Origin of the sequence: Otoolea muris (assembly GCF_943193115.1) — a bacterium.
GTDB lineage: Bacteria > Bacillota > Clostridia > Lachnospirales > Lachnospiraceae > Otoolea > Otoolea muris.
Genome location: NZ_CALPCY010000004.1, coordinates 1 through 23,789, shown reverse-complemented (window position 1 = coordinate 23,789; position 23,789 = coordinate 1). Strand labels below are relative to the sequence as shown.

General features: G+C 50.8%; 24 protein-coding genes and 1 pseudogene. 18 read left to right on the top strand and 7 right to left on the bottom strand.

The features are described from left to right. The first annotated feature begins 15 nt into the window (after positions 1 to 15). From flhA to NFS31_RS04040, 15 genes are all read left to right on the top strand, one after another. Positions 16 to 2,148: a flagellar biosynthesis protein FlhA gene (gene flhA, locus NFS31_RS04110; RefSeq protein WP_251491917.1), complete on the top strand. Its 2,133-nt coding sequence runs from the start codon at positions 16 to 18 to the stop codon at positions 2,146 to 2,148. 18 nt (positions 2,149 to 2,166) lie between these two features. Next, positions 2,167 to 2,937 carry a sigma-70 family RNA polymerase sigma factor gene (locus NFS31_RS04105; RefSeq protein WP_251491915.1) on the top strand — a complete coding sequence of 257 codons (771 nt, stop codon included), beginning with the start codon at positions 2,167 to 2,169 and terminating at the stop codon, positions 2,935 to 2,937. Positions 2,938 to 2,951: 14 nt separating this feature from the next. Continuing rightward, positions 2,952 to 3,761: a flagellar hook-basal body protein gene (locus NFS31_RS04100; protein ID WP_251491913.1), complete on the top strand. Its 810-nt coding sequence runs from the start codon at positions 2,952 to 2,954 to the stop codon at positions 3,759 to 3,761. A 19-nt stretch (positions 3,762 to 3,780) separates the two neighbouring features. Beyond that, complete coding sequence (locus tag NFS31_RS04095) at positions 3,781 to 4,575, top strand: flagellar hook-basal body protein (RefSeq protein WP_251491911.1); 795 nt, start codon at positions 3,781 to 3,783, stop codon at positions 4,573 to 4,575. Positions 4,576 to 4,603: 28 nt separating this feature from the next. Continuing rightward, positions 4,604 to 5,224, top strand: coding sequence for a chemotaxis protein CheC (locus NFS31_RS04090; RefSeq protein ID WP_251491909.1), 621 nt, complete (start codon positions 4,604 to 4,606; stop codon positions 5,222 to 5,224). Further along, positions 5,224 to 5,709 carry a chemotaxis protein CheD gene (locus NFS31_RS04085; RefSeq protein ID WP_251491907.1) on the top strand — a complete coding sequence of 162 codons (486 nt, stop codon included), beginning with the start codon at positions 5,224 to 5,226 and terminating at the stop codon, positions 5,707 to 5,709. Before NFS31_RS04090 ends, NFS31_RS04085 begins: the two co-directional genes overlap by 1 nt. A gap of 15 nt (positions 5,710 to 5,724) precedes the next feature. Beyond that, on the top strand, positions 5,725 to 6,669 hold the full coding sequence (locus NFS31_RS04080) for a chemotaxis protein (RefSeq protein ID WP_251491905.1): 945 nt from the start codon (positions 5,725 to 5,727) through the stop codon (positions 6,667 to 6,669). Between the two features lie 95 nt (positions 6,670 to 6,764). Then, entirely contained in the window at positions 6,765 to 7,703 is a 939-nt protein-coding gene (locus tag NFS31_RS04075) for a hypothetical protein (protein ID WP_251491903.1), read from the top strand. Positions 7,704 to 7,745: 42 nt separating this feature from the next. Next, positions 7,746 to 8,546, top strand: a complete 801-nt coding sequence (locus NFS31_RS04070) for a ParA family protein (protein WP_251491901.1) — start codon at positions 7,746 to 7,748, stop codon at positions 8,544 to 8,546. After that, complete coding sequence (locus NFS31_RS04065; protein ID WP_251491899.1) at positions 8,527 to 9,672, top strand: late competence development ComFB family protein; 1,146 nt, start codon at positions 8,527 to 8,529, stop codon at positions 9,670 to 9,672. Before NFS31_RS04070 ends, NFS31_RS04065 begins: the two co-directional genes overlap by 20 nt. A 297-nt stretch (positions 9,673 to 9,969) precedes the next feature. Further along, positions 9,970 to 12,519 (top strand): flagellar filament capping protein FliD, encoded by a 2,550-nt coding sequence (fliD, locus tag NFS31_RS04060; protein WP_251491896.1) that lies wholly within the window; start codon positions 9,970 to 9,972, stop codon positions 12,517 to 12,519. Between the two features lie 31 nt (positions 12,520 to 12,550). Then, positions 12,551 to 12,955, top strand: coding sequence for a flagellar export chaperone FliS (locus NFS31_RS04055; protein WP_251491894.1), 405 nt, complete (start codon positions 12,551 to 12,553; stop codon positions 12,953 to 12,955). A 9-nt stretch (positions 12,956 to 12,964) separates the two neighbouring features. Further along, positions 12,965 to 13,372, top strand: coding sequence for a hypothetical protein (locus NFS31_RS04050; protein WP_251491892.1), 408 nt, complete (start codon positions 12,965 to 12,967; stop codon positions 13,370 to 13,372). Positions 13,373 to 13,441: 69 nt separating this feature from the next. Further along, the gene (gene fliD, locus NFS31_RS04045; protein WP_251491890.1) at positions 13,442 to 14,803 is read left to right on the top strand and encodes a flagellar filament capping protein FliD; all 1,362 of its coding nucleotides are present in this window, start codon (positions 13,442 to 13,444) and stop codon (positions 14,801 to 14,803) included. A gap of 156 nt (positions 14,804 to 14,959) precedes the next feature. Beyond that, positions 14,960 to 16,138, top strand: coding sequence for a nucleotidyltransferase family protein (locus NFS31_RS04040; RefSeq protein ID WP_160225340.1), 1,179 nt, complete (start codon positions 14,960 to 14,962; stop codon positions 16,136 to 16,138). A gap of 116 nt (positions 16,139 to 16,254) precedes the next feature. Here the strand turns inward: NFS31_RS04040 and NFS31_RS04035 are convergent, their stop codons facing one another. From NFS31_RS04035 to NFS31_RS04005, 7 genes are all read right to left on the bottom strand, one after another. Continuing rightward, positions 16,255 to 16,521: a carbon storage regulator gene (locus NFS31_RS04035; RefSeq protein WP_160225341.1), complete on the bottom strand. Its 267-nt coding sequence runs from the start codon at positions 16,519 to 16,521 to the stop codon at positions 16,255 to 16,257. Continuing rightward, the gene (fliW, locus tag NFS31_RS04030; protein WP_160225342.1) at positions 16,502 to 16,981 is read right to left on the bottom strand and encodes a flagellar assembly protein FliW; all 480 of its coding nucleotides are present in this window, start codon (positions 16,979 to 16,981) and stop codon (positions 16,502 to 16,504) included. The genes NFS31_RS04035 and fliW overlap by 20 nt, the downstream gene beginning before the upstream one ends. Positions 16,982 to 16,992: 11 nt before the next feature. Next, the gene (locus tag NFS31_RS04025) at positions 16,993 to 17,619 is read right to left on the bottom strand and encodes a hypothetical protein (RefSeq protein WP_251491888.1); all 627 of its coding nucleotides are present in this window, start codon (positions 17,617 to 17,619) and stop codon (positions 16,993 to 16,995) included. A gap of 36 nt (positions 17,620 to 17,655) precedes the next feature. Further along, positions 17,656 to 18,804, bottom strand: a complete 1,149-nt coding sequence (locus tag NFS31_RS04020) for a flagellin N-terminal helical domain-containing protein (RefSeq protein WP_251491886.1) — start codon at positions 18,802 to 18,804, stop codon at positions 17,656 to 17,658. Positions 18,805 to 18,827: 23 nt separating this feature from the next. Beyond that, positions 18,828 to 20,570 (bottom strand): flagellar hook-associated protein FlgK, encoded by a 1,743-nt coding sequence (locus tag NFS31_RS04015; protein ID WP_251491884.1) that lies wholly within the window; start codon positions 20,568 to 20,570, stop codon positions 18,828 to 18,830. A 63-nt stretch (positions 20,571 to 20,633) separates the two neighbouring features. Then, a complete protein-coding gene (gene flgN, locus NFS31_RS04010) occupies positions 20,634 to 21,077 on the bottom strand; it encodes a flagellar export chaperone FlgN (protein WP_251491882.1) in 444 nt (147 codons plus the stop codon). A 13-nt stretch (positions 21,078 to 21,090) separates the two neighbouring features. Next, on the bottom strand, positions 21,091 to 21,393 hold the full coding sequence (locus NFS31_RS04005) for a flagellar biosynthesis anti-sigma factor FlgM (RefSeq protein ID WP_251491880.1): 303 nt from the start codon (positions 21,391 to 21,393) through the stop codon (positions 21,091 to 21,093). Positions 21,394 to 21,600: 207 nt separating this feature from the next. Between NFS31_RS04005 and NFS31_RS04000 the strand changes: the two genes are divergently transcribed. The 3 genes and pseudogenes from NFS31_RS04000 to NFS31_RS03990 all read left to right on the top strand — a co-directional run. Continuing rightward, positions 21,601 to 23,025, top strand: coding sequence for a hypothetical protein (locus NFS31_RS04000; protein ID WP_251491878.1), 1,425 nt, complete (start codon positions 21,601 to 21,603; stop codon positions 23,023 to 23,025). Then, positions 23,012 to 23,341: an EscU/YscU/HrcU family type III secretion system export apparatus switch protein gene (locus tag NFS31_RS03995; RefSeq protein ID WP_160225349.1), complete on the top strand. Its 330-nt coding sequence runs from the start codon at positions 23,012 to 23,014 to the stop codon at positions 23,339 to 23,341. Before NFS31_RS04000 ends, NFS31_RS03995 begins: the two co-directional genes overlap by 14 nt. Beyond that, a pseudogene (locus tag NFS31_RS03990) lies at positions 23,317 to 23,789 on the top strand (N-acetylmuramoyl-L-alanine amidase family protein); the annotation flags it as partial. The gene NFS31_RS03995 and the pseudogene NFS31_RS03990, both read left to right, overlap by 25 nt.

Below are 23,789 nucleotides of genomic sequence, written 5' to 3'. Positions count from 1 at the left end.
TATGGAGTAAGCAGAATGAAAAAGTTACTAAACTATTCAGTGGTACTATTTGTACTCACGATCGTGTTGCTGCTGATTATACCCATGCCTCCGGCATTGGTGGATGTGGCGATTATTTTGAATATATCCTTATCAATGATGATACTGGTGATAACCATGACCATCAGGGAGCCGCTGGAATTTGCGATATTCCCGTCCCTGCTTTTGATTACCACCCTGTTCCGGTTAGGGATTAACGTATCGACCACCAGAAACATCTTAAGCCGCGGCGGTTCCTCGGGGCATGTGATTAAGGCTTTCGGCGATTTCGTCCTGCAGGGAAATGTTGTGGTAGGTATTATCATCTTCCTGATCATTGTACTCATGCAGTTCATTGTTATCACCAAGGGCGCGGAGCGCGTGGCCGAGGTGGCCGCCAGGTTTAACTTAGACGCTATGCCCGGTAAGCAGATGGCGATCGACGCGGACTTAAGCTCCGGCCTGATTGACGAACAGCAGGCGAAGATACGGAGAGAAAAGATACAGAGAGAGGCTGACTTCTACGGTTCCATGGACGGCGCCACGAAGATCGTAAAGGGCGACTCGGTGATGTCTCTTATCACCACTGCCGTCAACCTGATCGGCGGAAGCATCATCGGAATCGTCCAGTCAGGAGATACGATCGGGAATGTATTAAACACGTATTCCATTGCGACCGTGGGCGACGGGCTGGTGGGCCAGATCCCGTCCCTGCTGATCTCCACGGCGACCGGCATGATCGTGACCAGGGCTGTCGCAGAGGGAAGCCTCAATGAGGATATTTCCAAACAGTTCCTGGCTCAGCCGCAGGCGATTATGGTCAGCGGCGCAGCGGTGGCGATCCTGACCGTGATACCGGGCATGCCAATCATCCAGATGGGGCTTGTATCGGTATCCCTGATCACAGGCGGTTATTTCCTTGGCAGACGGATCCAGGAAGAGCCGTCGCGGGCCTCACAGGCATTCTTTCAGGAGAGCGGCTCCGGCGCGGCCGGGGAAGAAGCTCCCGCAGAGAGCGCGCCGGAGACGGTTACAGAGGAGGAATACTTCAAGGATGTCAATAATGTTTACACACTTCTGTCGGTGGAGCCGGTGGAGATGGAGTTCGGCTACAGCCTGATTCCTCTTGCCGACGAATCCGTGGGAGGACGGCTGATAAGCCGTATCGTGATTTTCCGGAGGCAGTACGCGCAGGATATGGGATTTGTTATCCCGTCCATCCGCCTTCGCGACAGTTCGGGCTTGAGTATCAACCAATATTGTATTAAAATAAAGGGGGAGGAAGTTGCCCGCGGAGAGATCCTGATGGATTATTTCCTGGCCCTGGAGCCGGAGCATCTCGAGCGGGAGGTTGACGGTATTGAGACGATTGAGCCTGCCTACGGGATTCCCAGCCGGTGGATCCGGCCGGAGGACCGGGAAAAGGCGGAGCTTTACGGATATACGGTCATTGATCCCCTGTCCGTTATGGTAACGCATCTGTCGGAGGTAATCAAACAGCATGCCTATGAGCTGATTACAAGGCAGGAGGTCATCCACCTGATCGAGAATGTGAAAAAGTCAGCGCCTGAACTGGTGGAGGAGGCGTTCCCGCAGCTTGTTACCTACAGCCTGTTCCAGCGCATCCTGATAAGCCTTTTAAAAGAAGGCGTTCCGATCAAGGATCTGGAGACGATTATAGAGACGACGATCGAGGCCATTACGGAGACAGGACTTCCTGTGAAGGATATTGATGCGATCATTGAGAAGATCAGAAGTAACTTAAAGCGCACGATTACCCGTATGTACTGCGAGGATGGCAGTATGAAGGTGATCACGCTTGATTCGGAGCTGGAGAGGACCATGGTCGGCTCCCTGGCAAAGGGGGAGAACGGCTTCTACCTGGCGCTGAGCCCGGATGTGCTCCAGAGCCTGATACGCCAGCTTGCGGAGCAGCTTAAGAAGTTCAACGGCCTGACGCAGACGCCTGTGATCCTGACATCTCAGGTGATGCGGATGCATTTTTACCGTTTGATCGACCAGTTTTATCCGAATGTGAGGATACTTTCCTTCAATGAGATTTCAAACAATATCCAGATACAGTCAATAGGCAGCCTGAAGCTGGAATCACCAGGCTTTAGAGGGAATTGAGGCAAAGGGTGATGATAGATGCAGCAGTTGGATGAGTTAAAGGAAAAGACGAATGAAGAGCTGTTCGCCCTGTATCAGAGGGATCAGAGCCAGCCTGTCAAGCAGGAGCTGACCCTGCGGTACGTATATATCGTGCGGGCGATAGCGGTGCAGATGCACAACCTTTACTCCGGCATCATGCAGATGGAAGACATTATCAACGAAGGGGTCATTGCCATAATGAAGGGAATCGATCGGTATGACCCGGAAAAAGACAACAAATTTGAAACTTTTATATCAAGGCGCATCCGCGGCATGGTGATCGACCTGGTTCGGAAAAATGACTGGATGCCCAGAGATTACCACAGGCAGAACAAATCCATTGAGGCGGCGAGGCTTCATCTGTCAGAGACGCTGAGGCGCCAGCCCACGGACGAGGAGATCGCAAGGCATTTGCAGATGGATCTCAAAAAGTGCCAGAAGATCCAGCGGATGAGCGCTATGGTCAATGTGCTGTCCCTGGATATGATGACAGGCGACGACGATGAGCGCCAGCCGGTTCAGATCCCCAGCAGGGATATCGCCTCCCAGCCCGAACGGGCCTTTCTCCGGGAGGAAACGCTGAGGATCCTGACAGAGGCCATAGGAAGCCTAAAAGAAAAGGAACAGATGGTTATTTCGCTTTATTACGTGGAAGAACTGAATATGAGCCAGATTGCACAGGTGATGGAGGTCAGCGAACCAAGGATTTCCCAGATCCACAGCGGAGCGATCCGCAAGCTGAAGGCCTATATGAATACACATCTATAAGGGAGGAGACAGCGATGTATCAGGGATTTTATAATCTTGCGTCCGGTATGCTGACACAGAGCAGGAATCTGAACGTGATCAGTAATAATATGATTAATATACAGACCGCCGGATATAAGAGCGACAAGATGGTGAGCAGTACCTTTCAGGAGGAGATGCTCTACCGGACCGGAAGAACGAAAAAAGAGGATCCGACTCCTCTTGCAACCACGTCAAAGATCAAGACAGCGGAGAGAACCTATGTGAATTATACGCAGGGAGGCTTTGAGCAGACAGACGGGATCTATGATTTTGCCCTCGGCGGAAACGGCTTTTTCTGCATACAGACCGAGGCAGGGGAGCGCTATACGAGAAATGGCTCCTTTTCCGTGGATCAGGAGGGCTTTCTGGTTCTGGATCACTTCGGGCGGGTGCTTTCCACAGACAACCAGCCCATCCAGATTGACAATGAGAACTTTACGGTAGACGGCAGAGGCCATATCACGGTCACCATCACCACAGGGGGCGGCGACGAGGACAGCGAGGTGGAGACGGAGATAAGGGATTACGGCACGTTAAAGGTAGTGGATTTTGCGGATTACGATCAGCTCCACAAAGAGGATAACGGCCTGATTTCCACGGATCAGGCGCAGATTGTGCCCGGGGAAGGCCAGGCGGCGGCTCCCATTGTCTGGAAGGCGATTGAAAAATCGAATGTGGATATGGTTGAGGAGATGACATCCATGATGTCCTCCCAGAGGGCGCTGCAGAGCGCCGCGCAGGTTCTCAAGATGTATGATCAGATCATGAGCAGATCCGCGACGGATATCGGCAGGATAAGCTAGGGTTAAGGAGGAAGCCAAGATGGATATGTCATTTTACGTAGGCGCTCTGGGCGCTGCAAACTGCACCGAAAAGCTCAGCGTTATATCAAATAACCTGGCAAACGTGAATAACACGGGTTTTAAGCCAAAAACCACGGTATTTTCGGAGCTTATCAATTACAATTTAAATGATTCGCCGGACGCGGTGACCGAGCTGCAGGCCGGAGCGGGCATGAGGGTTGAGAGAACCTACACAGGCTTTGACGTGGCGCCTGTTGTCCAGACAGAGAGCGAGTATGACTATGCCATCATGCAGCCCAATGCGTTCTTCATGCTGCGGGATCCGCAGACAAACGAGATCACGTATACCCGCAACGGGCATTTCTACCGCGCGGAGATGGAGGATGGCTTTTATCTCATGACTGAGTCCGGAAAACTGGTGCTTGATCAGAACCAGGAGCCGCTGCAGTTAGAGGTAAAGGACGTGGAAAAGATGCAGGCCGAGATGGAGGAGGATTACGAGGAAGAGGTGGAGGAAGACGACGACGAGGACGACGAGGATGACGACAGCCCGAGAATAAGCCTTTATACTTTCCGGAATCCGAGCCGGCTGATGAGCGTGGGGGACAACGAATATGTGCCGATGGACGAGGGAATGGAGGCAACGCTGGTGGAAAAGCCCATCCTGGCATCCAGGGCCCTGGAGGCATCCGGCACGGACGTTGCTAAGGAATATGTCCGTCTGATTGAGTGCCAGCGCGCCTTTTCTTACGCGCTGAAGATGGTACAGACCTCAGACGAGATCACAAACACCATCAATAACTTAAGAGGCTGATGGTAGAAAGACGAGGAGCAGATAAGATATGAAACTCAGGAGTTATGACGACATGAACCTTCAGGAGCTGGATGTGATGAGGGAAATTGGCAGTATCGGAACCAGTCATGCTGCCACATCATTATCCAAGATGCTTCAGAAAGAGATACGGATCACCATTCCCCAGGTCAATATTTTAGGCTATGAGGAGGCTGTGGACAGGATTGGGGATATGGAGCAGATCGTTGCCGCCACTCTGGTAAAGATGTCGGGAGATGTGGATGGGCTGATGCTTTTCCTGTTCAATCTCGATTTTGCCAATACGGTCCTTGAGAAGATGATTGGGGAAAGCTATAAGGGCTTTGAGGAAATGGATGAGCTCGCCAGATCAGCCCTGACCGAGATCGGTAATATTATCATCTGCTCCTATATCAACGCCTTTTCACAGCTTGTGAACGTAGATATTGAGCTGTCCGTACCCAGCGCGACGATGAACATGCTGGGGGCGATTCTGACCGTGCCCATCGCAGAGTACGGATATGAAACTGACAAGCTGATGTACTGTAATGCAGATTTTGTCATGGACGGGAAGCAGCTTTCAGACTGGCTTCTCATGCTCCCTGACATCCGTTCTCTGAACGATATTCTGGATAAATTAGGAGTCTCATAGTGATGCAAAAGGAATTAAAAGTAGGAATTGGAGATATGAAGTTGAGCAGGGGAGAGGGGCGCATCATCACGTACGCTTTGGGGTCCTGCATCGGAATATCGTTTTATGACCCGGCTATCCGGCTGGGAGCCCTGCTGCATATAATGCTGCCTGCAAGGTTTAATGCATCGGATCCGAATGTTTTTAAATATGCGGATTCAGGAATTCATGAGACGGTACGCAAGATGTCCGCCTTCGGGATGGTAAAATCCAGGACGGTGGTAAAGATAGCCGGCGGTGCAAAGATGTTCGAGATCAGCGGAAATTCCGATTTCGGAAATATTGGACAAAGAAACACAGTCAGCGTAAAAAAGGTACTGATGGAGGAGGGCCTCCGTATTTCCGGAGAGGATACCGGAGCATCCTATGCCAGGACGATGTATATTGATCTGGCGACAGGCGATGTGGGGGTCCGCACCTTTGGAAGGCCGGAGAGGCATTTGTAGAGAGGGGAGAAAACGATGGCGAAGAAAGATAAGAACAAAGAAGGTATCCTTCTGGAGTCCGGTACGAATGAGATTGAGGTCATGAAATTCCGGGTTCTGGGAGAATTCTACGGAATCAATGTAGCAAAGGTACAGGAGATTATCATGAGCGAGAAGGTAAAGCCCATGCCGCACGCCAACCCGGCGGTAGAGGGTATCTTTAAGCCCAGGGATACGCTCATCACTGTGATTAATTTAGCCTACTACCTGTCCGGCGAGCGGATTGAGAACGGCCCCAGGGATCTGTTTATCGTGACAAACTTCAACCGCATGACCGTGGCGTTCCGCGTGCAGAGCATTGAGGGAATCAGCCGCATCTCCTGGAAAGACATCCAGAAGCCGGATAAGACGATTTCCAACGGAGACGAGAGCGTAGCCACAGGAATCGCCCAGTGCGAGGATCAGCTCGTAACGATTCTGGATTTTGAAAAGATCGTAGCGGAGATTGCGCCGGAAACCACGATCCAGATGTCTGAGATCGAAGAGCTGGGCGACCGCCCGTTATGCGACTGCCCGATCGTGATCGCAGAGGATTCTATCCTGCTGCGCAGAATGATCGATGATTCCCTTGAGAGAGCCGGTTTTACCAACCTGCGCGATTTCACAAACGGGCAGGAGGCCTGGGATTATCTTTCTTCCATCAAGGACGCTCCGAACCTCTACGATGAGGTGAATCTGGTCATCACAGATATTGAGATGCCTGAGATGGACGGACACCGTCTGACCAAGCTCATCAAGACCGACCCAAGGCTTAAAAAGATTCCGGTTGTCATTTTCTCATCCCTGATTGACGAGCAGATGCGCAAAAAAGGAAAAGAGCTGGGCGCGGACGAACAGCTCACGAAACCGGAGATCGGCCATCTCGTGATGATTCTGGATGAGCTGCTGGCAAAATTTATACAGAACAAGCCGGAAGAGTAAGGCGGTTCAGAGTAAAAACAGCGTGTTGGAGAGCCCGGCGAAGGCGCCGGACAAAGGGCTCATGTCAGAGCAGAGAAGGAGAGGGGAGAATGCACATGAAAAACAGAAAAAAAACCGGTAAAAGACGTCTGCTTTCTGCCGCCCTCTGCCTGGCGGCTTTGACTGCAGCCGCAGGCCCTTTTGCTGCTTATGGCGGCGACTGGGATATGTCTGAGGACGGGAAGCACTGGATGTATATGTACGCCCCGGACGAACCGGCTGAGGATAAATGGGTTGAAGTTGACGGAAAGGAATACTACTTTGATTCCAAGGGCTATATGAAAACCGGATGGTATAAAGATAAGGACGACGGAAACAAATATTATCTGGGAGACGACGGCGCCAAACGCTACAATTCCTTTACGCATGACGGCCATTTTGTGGGCTCGGACGGCGTGATCCTGGAGAAGTATGACGACTGGCGCAAGGATATGAAAAAGCAGCTCAATTCCTATTTAAAGAGCAAAGAATTTAAACAGGCGGACGCATCGCAGCGCCCGGGTTTTGTGATTGCAGACTTAAACGGCGACGGTTACAAGGATCTGGCGGTCGTGGATCGCGCCTCCGCGCCCCGCCGTATGCTGTATATCGGCATATGGGACAGGGATGAGGCAGAGCTCGTTCCCGCCGCCCTGGCGGATGCGGAGGGAACAGAGGCCACATGGCTGGCACGCAATGCTGAGACAGAGACGACCTGGCTGGTATCGGATTACGGCAACGGCTGGGATAAAGACTATTTTCTCCTGGACGACGGGGGGCTTTTCTTTGATAATGTCTGGCACTTTACGACAAGACAGGACGACTGGGATACGCCTCTGTTCTATATCAACGGCAGCGAAAGCAGCCGCGAGGAATGGGACGAGGGGCTTGCAGAAGCCGCGGCGGACGCCGGAAGCCCGCTCCCGAATCCGGTTATATTCCTTACAGAGGACAATATTAATCAGACGGTTGATATGTTTCCCAGCGAGGCGGAGCTGCTTCTATGGGAATCATAACAGAGAACAGTATCAAACAAAGGAAGACTCGGAGGTAATGCTTTGGCTACGATTATCACTGTAACAAATCAGAAGGGCGGCGTCGGGAAAACGACCACTTCAGCGGCACTGGCCGCAGGGATCGCTTTAGCCGGCGGGCGTATATTATGTATTGATTTAGATCCGCAGGGTAACTTAGGCTTTTGCCTGGGCGCGGAGCTGTCAAATGGTCCTACGGTTTTGGACGCTCTTAAGGGACGGATGTCCGCACGGCAGGCAATCCATAAAACAGAAATCTGTGATATTCTCCCCTCTGACATCACCTTAAGCAGCGGGGGCCTGGAGCAGGTCGCGACAAAACACAGAGAATATATCCTGAGGGACGCGCTCGCCCCTGTTATCGGGGAATATGATTATGTGGTCATCGATACTCCTCCGGCCCTGAATCTTCTGACTGTAAATGCCTACGCTGTATCCGATTTCCTCATCATCCCCATGGCCTCCGACATCCTGAGCCTGGTCGGGCTCTCCCAGCTTAAGGAAACCATTGAATCGGTCCGCGACTCTTTAAACCCAAGGCTGAATGTACTGGGAATCCTGTTAAACCGTTTTAACAAGCGTACCCTGCTTTCCAGGGATGTCTTAGAGATGGCGCAGCAGCTCGCCGATCAGATTGGGACAAAGGTCTTTGAAACCAAGATCCGGACCGGAGTGGCAGTCGCCGAAGCGCCTGCGCATGGAGAAAGTATCTTTGAATACAATCCCCGTTCCGCCGCCGTACAGGATTACAGGGAATTTTTGGAAGAAATAGCAGATACGATTCACTTAAAGGAGGTGTTGGGAGATGGCCAGGAAAACGAATAAAACCTCGCATGTGCTCAATCTGATTACCAACGGCGCTCCGGCGGAGCCGGAAACAAAAGCAGCGGAAGACGCAGAGGCCGGGAATCCGGAGACAGATGGCGGCCTGAACGCGCCGGCGGAGAACGCCGGGGAATCCGGCGCAGCGCCGGCTGGAGCGCTGTCACAGGCCGGAGGCGAGGCTGCTCCCGGATCCGCCCCGGCAGCGTCGGTTTCTGCCCAGACAGCGTCCCCGGGAGCAGGCGCGGCCGCTCCGGCAGCGCCGCAGGCGGGAACCGACAAAAAAGTGATAGTAGTCGATGACAGCGACAGCGATAAGATATCGGAAGAGATCAAAGGACGCCTTGAGGAACATCTGGAGCAGACCTTGCTGCAGGCGGCGGAAGAAGAGGCAAAAAGTGAACCGGAAGCACCGGAGGCGGAGCGGCTGGAGAGCGAAGGCGCTGTGGAAAGCGGGAACCAGCCGGAGAGCGACAGCGCTGTGGAAAGCGGAAGCCAGCCGGAGAGCAGCGTCGCTGTAGGAGAGGAAGGGCAGGCTGAGAGCCGCTTATCAGAGCCGGCTGATGATGTGTCAGACTCCGAATCCGAACAGGATATATCGGAACAGGAGACGGAACCGGCCGCAGCGGAGCCGGCTGTTCCGGCAGAAGAGGCGGCTGAAACAGAACCGCCCCAGGAGGAGATTTTGCAGGAAGGCGGCGCGCCGGATGAGAGCGCAGAGGCTTTGGAGGAGTCCGCGTCCGAAACGGATAGCGCCGTCAGCGCTGGCCCCTCACCTGTGCAGGAGCAGACGCCTGCGTCCGGAGATATGAGTCCGGTTCAGGAAAAAGAATACCAGATATTAAACGTGGTGGAGAAGGTGCTGGGAAGGACAAATCTGAAAGATCAGATGGAAAAGTACGATGTATGCACCTGCAGCAGATGCTGCGCGGATGTCATAGCATTATGCCTGACCTGCCTGCCGCCCAAATACGTGGTGGTGGACAGCAGCCCGACTGCTCCTATCATCGGATACTATGAAAGCAGAAACCGGGCCAGGATCATTACGGAAATTGTGAAAGCATGTATGCTTGTGAAGGAAAAACCGCGGCATAAAGAATATGAGATCACAGGGGATGTGCTGCGGTGAGCAGGGGGTATGCAGACAAAAAAACGCAGGGATGATTTGGTACCTGCGCTTTTTTGTCGCTGTTGGCGGGGGTAAGGGGTGTGGGTGCAGGTTGCTCCCCGCTGTTCAGGATACATACCGCCGGATTGCGGAATTCGGAATAAAACCTGGCCGCGTCACAGAAATTTAACTCCGCCAGATTATTTTCCTGAAAAAATCGCCGATAGATATAGTATAGAAGAATAAGGCTTCATCATGGATATGAAAATGCAGAGCCTGTATTACAGAGAAGATAGATATAGGAAAGGAGAATGACAGATGGCAAGTGTATCAGGAGCAAGCGGCCTTGGCAATACCAGCCTGAGAGGATTTGGCGGTATGGCGACCGGCATTGATCGTGACTCTATCATTGAGCAGATGACGTTAGGAACCACCACGAAGATAACAAATAAAAAGAATGATATTACCAGTCTGCAGTGGAAGCAGGAGGCATATCGGAACGTTATTGACAAGATTATAAATATGGAGGACAATTATTTTTCATACTCCTCCACTACGAGCCTGATTGATCCCAGCTTTTTTTCCAAAAATCAGGTTACAGCACTGGGCGATTCGAGTGTGACAAAGTATATCACTGCCACAGGCAATTCCCAGATGCTGGATTACATCTCTATACGGGGCGTGAAGCAGACGGCTTCTTCGGCCTACATGAGATCCGCCGAAAAGGAAACTTCTAACATCAGCTTTGGAAAAGTAAACGATACGACGGGACTTGATACGGAGGGAACCTGCAGAACATCCAATCTGGCGGGAACCAGTCTCCAGTTCGGAATCTGGACAGATGTAGACGGTGGAAAATTTGTAAATTCAGCCAGCTTTACATTCCCCACTTCTTATAAGGTTGAGAAAAAGGATCAGGACGGGAAGGTCATCGGGGAAGAGACCGTAACGATTGATTATACCACAGCCGATTTGTCAACGGCAGAAGGCAGAAAAAAGCTGGAGGATCAGCTGAACGAAGCTCTGCAGCAGTCCGACACAAAACTGGAAGGTACGAAAACTTTTCTGAAAGATGTCGTGAAATTTAAGATTGATGATAGTGGGAACTTTCAGCTTGAAGCAGGCGATAAATCTGCGGGGGGAGAACTGCGGGTAAAAGGATTTTCTTCCGCCATGTCCGCTCTGGGCTTTAATGCAAAGAAGGATGGGACGACGGCGCTGGATACCAGCAAGGGAGTTTCTTTCGCAGACTTTAATTCCCATGTTGACAAGACTCTGGAAGAAAGCTCTGTCAAAAAACAGAGTTTGGAAGAGTACATGACGGGGAAGAAGGTAAGCGTCACATTTGGAGGCCAGACAAAGCAGATTGAGCTGATTACCGCAAAAGAGGCAGAGGCAGGCGTAAAGAGCGTAGAACAGCTTGTTGAGAATATTAATAAACGCCTTGAGGATGCATTTGGTAAGAATAATGTAGTGGCGTCGAGCGAGAACGGAGAACTGACTTTTAAACTGGGCGACAATGCGTCGGAGAAGACAACTCTGACCGTGAGCAGCAGTTCAAAGGAAATGAGAAATTTGCTTGGCCTGGAAAACATGTCCAATAAGATCGATTTGGACTCCAGTATATTGTCAAACTGGGAAAAGCTTGGATTTGATAAAAACATTAAGGATGAGGCCAGCCGCAGGGAAGCCCTGAAGGACGGTTTGCTGATTAATGGAGTGAAGATTGACATTAACGCAGATACGACAGTTAATCAGATGATGAACGCCATCAACTCCAGTAAGGCAGGCGTAAAAGCAACTTATATGAGCGCAACGAATCAGTTTACCCTGTTAGCTTCGGAAACCGGAAAAGGAAGAGAAATATCCACATCTGCCGACGCTGGCGCAGATGCGGCGACACAGGCGGCGGCGAATGCGGCAACGATAATCTTTGGCGGTACGGCAGACAAAGGCTTCAAAGCAGAGGATGGAAAAAATGCGGAGATAGCTGTCAGCTACGGAAACGGTGAGCCCACGATCGTTGAGAGCACAACAAATACGATAAATTTAGAAGGATTGAAGATAACGGTAAGCGGTGAGTTCGGCTATGACAAGGCGATTGATAAATATGACTCCAGCAAGGCGATCACTTTCAACGCCAAGGCGGATGCGGACGGTGCTGCGGAGCGCGTGAAGAAGTTTATTGATGAGTACAATGCCCTTGCAGGCGCAGTGAATTCAGAGATGACCACCCGTCCGGACAAAGATTACGGTCCTCTGACCGACGAGCAGAAGGATGAGATGAGCGAAACCTCCATTGAAAACTGGGAGAAGAAAGCGAAGCAGGGCCTGTTATTTGGTGACAGCAATCTCCGCGGACTGAGCGACAGTATCCAGAGTATGATCGTCAATATGAAGAAGAATGGCGTGGATCTGAAAGCCCTTCAGGAGATTGGGATCAGCATTTCCGACGATATTTACAGCGGCGGTACACTTACATTTGATGAGACAAAATTTAAGGATGCCATGAAGAATGATCCGGATAAGGTTGCGTCTGTTATCTGCGGCAATGGCGATGGAAAGACTGGTGTGATTGGAACAGTTAATAATGTCCTGAGTAATTATGCAACCAGATTTTCTTATAAGCACGGCGGCTCGAATGGCAGCTTAGTCGAAGTGGCAGGAACTGAAAAATTGTCCCGCAGCCTTACCAATAACCAGATTTATAAACAGCTTGAACAGATGCAGCAGGATTTAGAGACGCTTAAAAAGAGACTTTCCACAGAGCAGGATCGCTATATCAGCCAGTTTTCATCGATGGAAACCCTGATCAGCCAGATGAATTCCCAGTCCAGTGCTCTTTCCAGCTTAACCGGATCGATGTAAAGCTATATTTTTATAATGTAGGAGGAGTATCATGCCTGGATACCAGAAGTATAAAGAACAAAGTATCTATTCTATGAGCAATTTAGAATTGTTGCTTTTGCTTTATGACGAGGCAATCAGCCGCCTCTCCAAAGCCGAGATAGCGTTGGGGGATAAGGATTATGCGATATTTGAGGATTGCCTGCGGCGTACTACCAGGATTGTCCGTTATTTGATTGATATATTGGATATGCGCCAGCCTCTGGCACAGGATTTGTGGGATATTTATACGTATCTGATTTATGATGTGAGTTTGATTAAGTCTGGTCGCGAGCGCCGTAAGGATGAGATTGGGCGTATCAGTCATATCCTGTCTGAGCTGCGAGATGCGTTTGAACAGGCAGGGCGTAAGGTTTCGGATTCCCACTATGTGCAAAGGAAGAGCGTTCAGGGGTAGGAGGGAGATATGAAGCTTGATCTGGAACGAATAATGATTCTTCTCCAGAGACGCTATCGTTCCCTTCAGGAGATAGGAAAGCTGACGTCTGAGATTCAGAATGCCGTATCCAGGAGAGACGAGGTTTCGGCCTCGCTTCTCCTGGATATGCGTGCAGAAGAGATAGAAAATATGGAGAGATGCCAGCAGGAAATCTGGCTTATGGCAGAAAAGGGCCAGGAAGAGGCCGGTATGGTGCGTCAGTTGATGACGTCTGATCCCGCTGCCGCCCGTCCTCCAGGAAGCTTTGAGGAGCAGAAGATTTACGAAATCCGCCGTAAAAGCAGGACGCTCCTTAGGGAAATCCAGGAAAGGGATCGGATGCTAAACCGCAGGGTGGGCGGCGATAAGTCTTTCTACGGAAAGACAGATAGATAACCATATTTCAGATATGGAAGGGATGCGTGGCTGAGATATGGCCTATTAAAATGAAAGGAGGAATCATTTATGGCAATTAGTGGAATCGGCAGTTACAATTATCAGTATGCGAGTTCTCTTAACCAGATGCGCTGGCTGGAGTATTCAAAGAACAGCGCGAGCGCGGCTGAAGAGGCAAAGAAAAAGCTTGAATCCGGTTCGTCGAGTTCCAGTACGAGCAGTGTGAAGTCATCGTATTCGAGTACAGAGAGTTTTCTGAGAGATTATCAGTCAGAGCTCACAGCACTTGAGTCCGCGGCGTCAAAGCTGATCTATGGAAACAGTAAGAACGTTTTCACGGATTTCAAGGCAGCTTCGACGAACGAGGATGTGGCTTCGGTAAAAGGCAACTGGCGTCTGAATGGAAACACGGATATCACGTTAAACGTGACGTCCTTAGCGCAGGCGCAGAAGAACGAAAGCGCAGCCCACTATTCCCAGGAAAAGGTTGAAGCAGGCGCGGACATGGAGTTTAAGATTACCGGGGCTTCCGGTATGAGTGCGGAGATTTCGATCAGCAGCACAAACAAGGACGGCTCTGCAAGGACCTACAATGACATGTATCAGGATGCGGCAAAAGCGATCAATGCCAACTCGCATCTCGGCGTGAGAGCGACGGTATCCAATGTGGAGGGCAAGGTTTCTTTGGTTCTTACCGCAAAGGATACAGGGGAGTCCAAGGGCTTCACGGTTGAGGGCAAGACAGGCGCGGCGGCAGGCATTGAGAATGCATCCGTGGCGGCGCAGGACGCTGTATATTCAGTGACAGAGAATGGCTATACCCAGGAGTACCGCTCATCGACGAATGATATCACTCTGGATTACGGCAGGATCGACGCAAAGCTCAAAGCAACCGGAGAGACGAATGTTTACACCGGTGTGGACGAGGATGACGTTGTCGCTGCTGTAAAGGATCTGGTTGATAAGTACAATTCCGTTACCTCCATGCTTTCTGCCAACGCTGGCAGGGGTTCAGGCGCGGCGTCCCATCTGGCATCGTTCCAGCGCGGGATGGCGGACAAAAAGACCCTCGCTGCAATTGGTATTAATTTTGACGAGTATGGCAAGATGCACGTTGATGAGGACAAATTAAAGGAATCTCTTGAAAATGATTATAACTGGACCAGAGATATGATCGGCGGACAGTTTGGGATTGCCCAGAAGGCGGCTACCAGAGCGGACAGCGCGCTGTCGGACTCGGTACAGAGCATCGTAGACAAGGATTTGTCCAATGGCCAGGGGTCAGGCTCCGATTCTGATTCCGTGACATCGGCTGTAACCAAAGGCATCGGTTCTTCAAGCTTCCAGTATTTCTCTTCATTTGCAAGAGGCGGGGCGTTTAACCTGAGCAATTACTATGCAGTTGGCATGCTTCTTAATACATTGGCATAACATTATATTCCTGCGGGCGGCCGGGCAGGCAGGCTTGTCCGTATAAGCGGATATTAGCCTGTAGGGATAGAGCTGTATACGATTGTGTACAGCTCTATCCCTTATCCGGAAGGAGCAAGGATGATATAAGCGCTTGCGCTTGATGTGGGTGAGAAAATGAATCAATTAATATTTGAAGGGCGCTTTCTGGTTAATATGGCCGGCTCGATTATCCGTCAGGATGCATTAAGCCCGATTCGCGGCGGATTAAATTGGGAGAAGATATACCGCAATGCAGATTACCACAGGCTGGCCAATATGGTGTATATCGGGCTTCTGGGGAAGAACGAGCATGTGCCCGCGCGATGGCGGGAGCGCTTTTTTGAGCGCTACCAGGAAAGCCTGTTGTTTGGTGAGATATGCAGCGACGCAGAAAAAGAGATACTGACTCTTTTAGAGATGAAGGAGATTTCCTGTATCATTCTGGCCTCTACGGCCGTCAGAGATTTGTATCAGGTACCGGAGATGGCGTCGAACAGTCCCCTTATCCTCTATATGGATATGGAGAGCTATATTTTTACAAAGGGCTATTTAGTGGATCTCGGATATGAGACGGATCGGGTTTATTCAGGCTGCGGAGAACGGCTGAAACGTGTGTCTGGCTTTACGATAGAGATTTACCACGATCTGCCATTCATCACCAGCTTATATAAGAAGACGATGCTTTATCTTCTGGAGCGGGCGACTCTTCAAAAATCGTATCAGTATATCAGAGGAATGTCAGCCTCCGATCGTTTTGTGTTCCGAATGGCGCAGGCAGTGTACCATTATGTGACAGATGAACTGCTGATACGGGAGATTCTGGATTTATATCTCTACCACAGGGCGTGGGCCGAACAGTTAAATCAGGATTTCATAAAGCATATGCTGATTGAGCTTCAGATTGATCAACTGGCGGCAAAGCTCCTGTCTATTGGTTATATGTGGTTTGGGGATAAAGGAAGCAGACAGATATTCGGTCCCCGGGATGATATGTCCGTATATGATGTGCTGGAGAACAGGATACTCAGCCGCGGCGCGCTCAACAAGGAATCTGATACCCAGGCCCTTGAGCTCACCCGCCAGATACAGCGTGAGGAGGAGCGGGAGAGGCGTGCTGAAAAGCTGCAGCGCATAAAAATGGAATTTGAAAAGCGCGTGGAACGTTTCAAAAAGAAGATGAGCTGGATCTTTCCGGAGCTCTCCTATATGCGCTCCATGTATCCATGGCTGGAGAAGGCCCCCATACTGCTTCCGGTAAGCTGGCTGATACGCGGAACAAGGCTGATCAGCGGGATGATAAAAATGAGGAAATAGGCGCTGGGGGAGATGGTTAAGCGCGCATGAACAGGAAAAAAGATATCAGGACAGCGGCATCATTGCGCATCCTGATATCTTTTTTTATCATCATATTATTAGCCATCGAAGAGAGGCTATTCGCTTTGGGCTGACATAGACGCATCCGTGTTCTGAGTATGTCTGGCCATGGCAGCCTGAAAGGAACGGACAGAACTGCTTGCAGGAGAAATGGCGCTTTTATTCGCCAGCTCGGCCTGTGACAGCTCTTCCCGTATAATAGAAATCTGTTTAGGAGCATCGATCGCAATGCGGATTCCGTCTGAGGCACACTCAAGTATCGTAATTCTAATATCATTACCAATCAAAATACTCTCATTCTTTTTACGTCGTAGAACCAGCATCTGTGTCACCTCTGTTTTCAGAATCTGCATTTACAAAAGAACCGAGCCTGTGCTGAAAGCCATAATGAGAGCCTTCCAGTATCACCTGCATACCTGTGCGCGTGCCAGGGTTGATAACCAGGGGACATTTTAAATTGACCGTGTTGTCAAGGTAATCCTCTTTCATCACACAGATGACATAATAGGAAAGATCTCCGCTGTCCTGAGCTGACAGGATAGAAAGCTCCTCAGGCTTAAGACAGGGCTGGTAATCCGGATAAAAGGACATAGGGTTCATAGTTACAAAAGAGATATCCGGATTCTCTGTGGACTGCATCAGTATAACAGACTCATCCCCATCTTCAAGATAGAGTGGAAGGTAATAGCGCAGCTCGGGAAAACCAAACAGGCCGTCCGCAAAGAATACCAGATCCTCCTTCTCATATTCTACTTCACCGTAATAATCAGTATGAATAGTCATATAAAACGCTCCTAAATCGAACAATTCAAGTTACTGCCCAATGGCTGGCCCCAATCGGGAGGTACATAGTTAAATCCGCCGATATACTCGAAATTAACCTGCGGGAGCTGTGTCACAATCGTCATAACCATAGCAGGCACATACGAAAGCTCGCCCTTTGCCACGCGCAATTCAAAAGCGCCTCTCTGAGCGGTGTATGCGGCCTGGGACTGAGTGTCAAGCGGCATGGATACAGCGTCCACATCAGAAAAGGATACCTCTGTCTGGGCGGCTCCGGACGGTATCGGCAGTTCTGCCGCCTGCTCCGCTGCCGGAACAGATGAAATCCGGCGGCTGTATGCCGCCTGCTGGCGGACAGCCGCGCCCTGTGCGGAAGAATGTGAAGAAGCCTTCGGAAGATCCACTGGCTCCGGAACAGCCGGAGACGTATGCTGCCTGGCGGAAAAGGTTCTGTTTACACGGCTCATAAAATTCATATCAACGGATGCGCCGCCTGTGGTCTGATGCTGGAACGCATTATGCCGGGCTATCACCTTTCGGCGTTCAACATCGACCATATTGGAAGGGATCAGCCGTGCATTCTGAGAAAAACGAATGATCTCAATTGGAGTAGTCGTAGCTCTGATAAGCTGACCCATAGAAACACCTCCTTAATTGTAATATAGTAGTACAGACTATCGGATGAAATCAAACAGCGAGGACTGCATCATCCTGGAGCCGAGCTGTAAGCAGGCGGAATAGGAATACTGCTCAGAAAACATATCCATGATCGCCTCATAGGGATCGGCGCCGAGTTTATCCTTGTACTGCGCTTCAAGGGACTGATGCTGTTTTTTCAGCTTTGATTCCATATCCTCCAGAAGAGAATACTTGTTGCCCAGATCACTGTATACGATACCGATCCGTGTATGGGTATCGGACATTGTATTGATCAACGCGTTCATGCCGTTGGAAAAAGTTCCGGCATCGCCGCCATTCATACGATCATCGCATCGTAAAATACCTTCCGCGAGGAGACCGATAGGGGATTCCTTAAGCTGATCAAAAACCTTCTGCTTCATATCAGCCGGGTTAGCGCCCTTCATACCGGCAACAACGGCATCAGAGCTTAATCCTGCAAGAACATTCATACCGCCTGTATACGTGTCCATCAGAGTATTTCGGTCAGAGATAAGTCCATAACCTATATCAACACGGCCCTGCTCCTGCATTGCGTTAATAATTTTGTCAAGATCTCCGGCCGTACCCTCATTCATCTCCAGCTTATCACCATTCAGTGTCCAGGTAAGCTTCATCGTTTCAACTGTAGTAGTTCCCGGAAACGTATGGTTATAAGTTAATGTAACGGACTGATTCGTCTCAATCGATAACTCGAACGGAGTCGTAGTTACATCACAGCCGCCGAAAACATAGTAATCCCGGTACTGGGAATTCAGTTCATTCACCATGAACTGCGCTCTCTGGACAAAATCCTCCCGGACCGTCGCTACCGTATGCTCGCCGTTATTACTGTCAGAAGTAATATAGACGACTTTCTTCTGAGCCTCTGCTAACTGGTTTTGTATCGCATAGGCCCCGCCTTCCTGTTCCTCCAGACGTTTTTCCAGATCCGAGATCAGTTCCAGCTTACTCTCAACATCCTGATACTGGTTATCGAGCTTTTTCCCCTGATAATAAGCTAAGGGGTTTTCGGCCGCGTTTTCATATGCCTTTCCGCTGGATACCCGGTTCATGGCCTTGTTCAGCCTGCCATGCACATCATTCACGCCGGTGGTATACTTTCTGTTCATCGCCGTATTGGTCACACGATTTGTTACACGCATATTATCCTACCTCCAATCCTTCGTTATCTGCCTACAAGTCCGGTGTTGTTGATCAGCGTATTCAGGGCCTCATCCAATGCGGTCATAAGCCGGGAGGCTGCATTATAAGCAGATAAGTAGGTCATCATATTGGAAGCCTCCTCATCCAGGCTCACGCCGGACACAGAATCTCTCGAATCCTGAAGGCCGTTTAAAACAGTAACGTTCGTCTTAAGCGCAGTCTGGTTGGCCAGGGAATCATTTGCCAAAACCGTGGAAACGTTCGTCATATAATCGGAAAAGGTTTTATCGCCCAAATCCGGCAGGGCAACGCCAAGATTAGCAAAAATACCCTGTATATCCCTGTTGCCGTCAAAACGTGTCTTCATCGCCTCAAGCATATTCAGGGCAGTGTCTGTAGAACCGGCCGGTTTGGTGAGTGAAGTATTTCCGAAATGAACCGTGCCGCTGTACCAGTCCGTGTTGACTGTGATATTGGCGGCAGTGATGGCAGATCCATCTCTCGAGCTTAATAAATCAGCCTGCAGACCGCCATTGCCATCTTTATTTATTGTATTGATTACAGTTGCAAAGGTATTTGCGAGCATATTCAGTTTTTCAGTATAATATTGATAGCATTCCACACTTTTATGAGCCGGGCCGTCTTTCGTCGCTGCCAGCATGTCAATACTGGACTGGATAGAGCCGCCTTCCAGATAATTGTGCGCATTCGTGGGATTCGCATTATCGCCGGATGATATGGTGACAGGCGTTTTGTTCGCAGCATTGTATGCAGCCCATCCGGTGAAGGTCATGGAGGCGCCTTCCGGATTCTCACGTGTGCCGTTTACCGTTGCTTCCGCATAATTCTTACCCTGACCGCCCTCTGTGCCGTTTACGAGGATAAGGCTGTTCGTGTTGCCGTCCTGATCTTTATAAGACATCGTAATTCTCAGATCATCCGGCCATTCCTTTTTGCCAATCACTTTGCCGTTCTGATCGTATTCGTACATCTTATCACGGGTGGAACCGTCCGGCGCGGTATATGTCCCGCTGTGATCGTCATCCTTATAATACGTGACCTCAATCGGAATATAGCTGGATAACTCGTCGATCATCCGGTTCCTCTCGTCCAACAGCTCGAGGCTTGGCTGGCCGACGATCTGATTCCTCTTGATCTGGACGTTCAGATCACCGATATTGCGCAGGAGATCATTCACCTTCTCTACTGCGCCCTGCTCGCTGGTTCCCTCGCCCTTGAGCCGGTCAAATTCATCCTGCTTTGCCTCTGTAATCTTGTTGGCAGAATCATTCAGCAGGTTGGTCAAAGCCTGCATACGGGAGCGCAGCTCGCTCTCGAACACGGCGTCGTTTGCATTTGCTAAATCCTGTATATTGCTCAGGACGGACTGAATATTGTCAAACGCCTTCTGGATACCTGAAATACTTGACTCATCCAATATCCTGGATAAGGAATCCAGCGCTGTCTGCACGCCGTCCGTATAGCTGGACTTCGTCATCTGCATGCGGTACTGGGCATCCAGATAAGGGTCGCGAATCTGGGAAACACAGTTCATCTGTGTGCCGAATCCCACGTTGAATGTGGGATTGCTCATATATTTGGAAATCGGGTTCGTATAATTTAAACTGGAAGTCTCCAACTGCTGGCGCGTATAGCCAACCGTATTCATATTTGCCAGGTTCTGGCCGGTGATGTCCAGACGCTTCTGATTCGCCTGCAGGGCGGAAAGCGCGGTGGAAAAACCGGCGAAAGTAGCTCTTAACATAGATATATCCTCCAAAATTCAGGTTACAGGTAACAGGTCAGCATCACGGCAAAGACGCGAAGATTAGCCATACGCATCATGCAGATGGGGCTGCGGAGAGCCTGCCAAAGCCTCCTCCAGCTCCTTTAGCCGCAGCCGGAGAATCCGATCTGCGGAATCCTTTGAATCAGTGAGCCGCCTAAGCTGTGAATTCATCTTATCAAACAGAGGGGACAGAAGCTCCTTCTGCCCGCCGTCAGCCCTCTCGAGAATCTGACGGAATGTAAGCCCCTGCCATCCCAGCGCGCCGGCCTGCTTCATGCGGAGCTGCTCAAGGCCGCGCAGTTTCAGTATCAGAGCCTGCTCTTCTTTTAAGAAGCCGTCTATCTTCTGATGCTGCCTTGTGGAAGCGGCTTCCGCCTTGGCCTCCTCCAGCTCCGAGATGGAAACCATCAGGCCCAGAAGCTGCTCCAGTGTATGGGAAAAGCCGGAAACGGCTTCGTCTGTGCTGCTGTCAGTAAACGCCATATACACTCCTTTTCTAACGGTAGCAAAGCATGCGCTCTGCAATGTGTCTCGCATCCGGGTGATAGCTTCCGGACGCAACGGCCGATTTCAGCCGCATCACCTCGCTCTGACTGGCGCCTTCATCCAGCTTTTCACTCAGCGTCTTTGCCAGCGCGCGCGCAAAACCGGACTCGCTGCCTGCCGCCGGCCGGCGGATAGTCACTTTATCATAATTGCCTGCCGTCTTTTCGGGCGCCGCGCAAGGCTTGTCGGCCGCTGTGGTAAGGGTGCGGAAACCCGTATATTCACTACCTCTTGTATAAAGCTTAACGTTCATGCCGCCCTCCTTTCTTTCGACGGGTCAAATATATACTTTACCTACATTATCGGCAAAAATTCTGGAAGAATAAGTCTGGAGGCAAAATTATCGGTTTTTATAATGGCTTTACAGGGTAAAAAAAACAGGGAAATTACTAATGAATAATGTGATTTGCGCCGATATATATTAGATGGGTTATACACAACATGCACGACAGGAGGAGCTATGGCAAATATTTTGCAGGTGACGACCCCTTCCATAAACAATAGAAACATTATCGACAGCCAGGGGGTTAAAAATGAGGCTGGCGGCCCGCATGTCCAGAATCCCGTTGATCCGACCAGGGTCGTGCGGGCGGATGGCCAGACGAACGGCCAGGCCGGCACCGCGACGGGCGAAGGCGCGTTTGGCATTATTGATTATGAGAGTAATTACGGGGCCTTTGTGCAGAAGCTGGAGGATGCGCTGGGCCTTCCCGGACTTTTAAAACAGCTTATGTTTGATGACCTCGCCAGCCTCGTCACAGGCGAGAAGGCGGAGGTCGGTAATCTGGCTGAGCAGCTTTTTTCCTCGATCCAGACCGATTCACCGGAGGAGCTTATGCAGCTTCTCAAGGAGCAGCAGGCCGCCCAGGTGAAGTTTTCAGGCCCTCTGTTTGACGGCCTGCGCAATCTCCTGGCGCGGAATGCGCCGGAGGGCGTGAAGGATTCGGTGACGGCATTTTTAAAGGCGTTTAATGACTTTTCTTCGGGAGAACATCAGCTTAAGCAGATGCATTCCCTTACCGGCGATATCAGCCGTCTGATGCTGAGCTCATTCCGTGAGGATTTTAACCAGCTTGTGCAGGAGATGGACTGGGAGGCGCAGAATGGCAATACGGAGGCCAACACGGAGGTCATCAACAGCCGCCTGATCCCGTTTCTGTCGAATTACGTTTCGCGCACGCATGACTACGGCCCGATCCGCAACGCTGCGATGATGTTTATTTTTCATGCCGTGAAGTATGAAAACGGCGGGCATGACCGCCTCATGCAGCTTTTTAACCGGATGATCGGAAATAAAGATTTTCAGCAGATGTACAAGGGCGACGCGGAGGAGGATCTGCAGGAGACAGTGAGCGCCCTGGGCCGTCAGACATTCGGAAGGAGCTTTGCCGACGCGTTTTCCACACTTTTGATGAAAGGCGCCAACGGCCAGGCCGGGCTGGAGAATATCCAGCAGTTTTACGATATATTTAACGGGATGCTGCTCAATGAGAGCGTGTATCTTCCTCTGATGCACATCCTGCTCCCCTTCCGTTTTCAGGAAAAGGAGGTTATGTCCGAGGTATGGATCGACCCGGACGCGAAGAAGGACAGCGAGGACGAGGCCAGGAAGATCAAGCTCCTGCTGAAATTCGACGTCCAGAACCTTGGGAAGTTCGACATGGTTATGGCGCTGCAGAACCGCAAGATCGATATGCAGCTCTATGTTCCCGAGCGTCTGTCCGGGGAGAAGGAAGACATACAGGAGAACATAGCGGGAATCTTAAAGAAGAACGGCCTGGGGCTGAACCGTATTCTTGTGAAGAAAAAGGAAAAGGAGATTGGGCTTAAAGAGGCATTCCCGGAATTCAGACAGAAGGAGAGAGGCATTAATGTCAGAATTTGATGAGCTGATGCAGAAAAAGGCGGTAGCCTTAAAATACGATCCGGAGAAGAGCGGGGCCCCGATTGTAGTGGCGTCCGGTATGGGCTATATGGCAGAGCGGATTACGGAGACTGCGTTAGAGGCGGGAGTGCCGGTGTATGAGGATGATTCCTTGGCCAGCCTGCTAAGCCAGATGAAGCTGGGCGCCGCGATTCCGGAAGAATTATATCAGGCAGTTGTTGAAATATATGTATATTTTCTGGGCTATGTGCCGGACGCCGGCCCAGAAGAGGGAGCAGAGGAGGATGGGGAATGGACAGAAGAGCCGGAAGTTTAAAAAAGCGCTGCGCCGCGCTTCTTGCACTGTGCATGGCAGTGATGGTTCCCATTACGGCCCTGGCCGCTTCCAGGGCGATCAATAAGGTCAGCGTGCGCGTGGACTCCAGGCTGGAGGCCGGTTCCACCCTTCCGGACATCGGCATCGGGGACGGAACGCCGGAAAAGGGCGGCGTGAATGTGAATGCCGGCAATTCCAAGTACCATGTCACGGACGCCGAGTGGGTCAACAAGGGTTCAAACAAGGAGCTAAAAGCTGCCGACGAACCGCAGATGCGCGTGACGCTGCAGCCCGAGGATGTCAGCGAGGATTATTTCCTTGCAAGCTATAAGGAATCGGACGTGAAGGTCAGCGGCGGCTCCTTTGTGTCTGCCAGGCGGGACGGCGACAGCCTGGTCGTAACGCTGCGAGTCAAGGCCGTCAAAGGCGATTACGACGCCCCGAAGGA